Here is a 1,511-nt window from a genome sequence, read left to right as displayed (position 1 = left end):
GTGACTGCTCAGGTGGTTGATTACGTGTGAGCGGGTGGCAGCCAGGGGTTTCCGTTGAAGAGGTCGCGGAGGGTGGTCAGGGGGTTGAGGTCGTGTTTGCGGGCGGTGGAGAGGTAGGAGCGTAGGAGGAGCCATCGGTTGGCGCCGGTGAGGGTGCGCCAGCCGCCGGAGGTCTTGGCCTGGATTTTGATCATGCGGATGTCCTGCTCGGCCTGGTTGTTGGTGAAGGGCACCGTCAGGTCGTGCAGGAAGCGCAGGAAGTCGTCGCGTCTTCGGGTCATGCGGTCGGCGAGCTGGCGGGCGAAGGGTTTCTTCTGGCCGGGTGGCGGGTCGGGGTTGGCGGACCGTCCGGCCTTCACGGCCTGGTCGAACCGTTTCTCGAAGGTGGCGGTCACCTCGGCGGGCAGGGCGGGTTGGCCGTTGTCGCGGGCCTGGTGGCAGGCGGCGAGAGCGTCGGTGAGTGCGTCGGCGGCGGCCTTCGCCCAGACCTGGCCTGCCGGGTCGGCGGCGTGGACGCCGTCGAGGTCGCGTAGCAGGTGGGCGTTGCAGAGTGCCGGCGTCAGCGCATCGTAGGTCTGGTATGAGGTGAAGGCGTCGGTGACGGCGGTGCCGGTGAAATGGGGCAGGACCCCGGCCGCGTCCATCGCCTGCTTCCCGCGCTTGGGATGGGCGGTGTACCAGGTCAGGGCGGTGGTGCAGGCGACGTGTACCCAGTGCAGCGAGGTGGCGACGCGGATGCCGGACTCGTCGAAGTGGGCGATGGGGGCCTGCTGGAGCAGGGCGGTGATCCGTTGGGCGAACGGGGCCAGCCGGATCGCGGCGCGTTCGACGGCGGCGTTCACGAAGCCCTCGGACAAGGTGGCGGCGAACGCGTCAGCGGCCAGGGTGATGGTGCGGGCGGAGGGGAGATGCTGCTGGACCTGGGCATAGACGGCCAGTGCGGTGATGCCGGGTCCGTACTGGGCCGGCGCACTGACACCCTCGGGAGCAGGCGCCTGGGTCACCGCACCGCAGGCGCAGGGCACCTTCAGCATCCGGTGCTCGGTGACCAGCAGGCGGGGTTGGGGCAGGTCGAAGACCTGCCCCCAGCCGAAACCCGAGGCCGCAGCATCCGGGGCGAGAGTGATTCCGCAGCCCTCGCAGGTGGCCGGCCGGTGCTCGACGATCTCGTCCGGGTCGGCGACCCGCTGAAGGTTGGTGCCCTCATGTCCCGGCTGAGCACCGGGCTTGCGGCCCGAGGCACGGCGCTGTGAGCGCGGCGGCGGCTTACGGAACGGCGAGTCCGAGCCGGGCGGCTTCGAGGAGTTCGTCGAGTCCATCGCCAGACGCCGCTTCAACTCGGCGATCTCTGCGTCCTGTTCCACGATCCGGGCTTCCAGCCCCTCGATCGTCCGGGCCTGATCCGCGATCACGCGCACAAGATCGTCGTACGACGGACGACGCTTCGACAGGCCCACAAACAGACCAACGATCCGATCAGCGACAGGTCACACGACCCGCTGAGTAGTCAC

Annotated in this window: 1 protein-coding gene; it reads right to left on the bottom strand. The window is 69.2% G+C overall.

The genetic code is table 11. The annotated features are described in order from the left end of the window. Positions 1–20: 20 nt before the first annotated feature. The gene (locus JJV70_RS22210) at positions 21–1,412 is read right to left on the bottom strand and encodes an IS66 family transposase (RefSeq protein WP_219049826.1); all 1,392 of its coding nucleotides are present in this window, start codon (positions 1,410–1,412) and stop codon (positions 21–23) included. Between the last annotated feature and the right edge of the window lie 99 nt (positions 1,413–1,511).

This window comes from Streptomyces sp. JJ66 (assembly GCF_019303495.1).
In the GTDB taxonomy this organism is placed as follows: Bacteria; Actinomycetota; Actinomycetes; order Streptomycetales; family Streptomycetaceae; genus Streptomyces.
The sequence above is the reverse complement of the archived record's forward strand: the minus strand, read 5'-3'. Positions and strand labels throughout refer to the sequence as shown.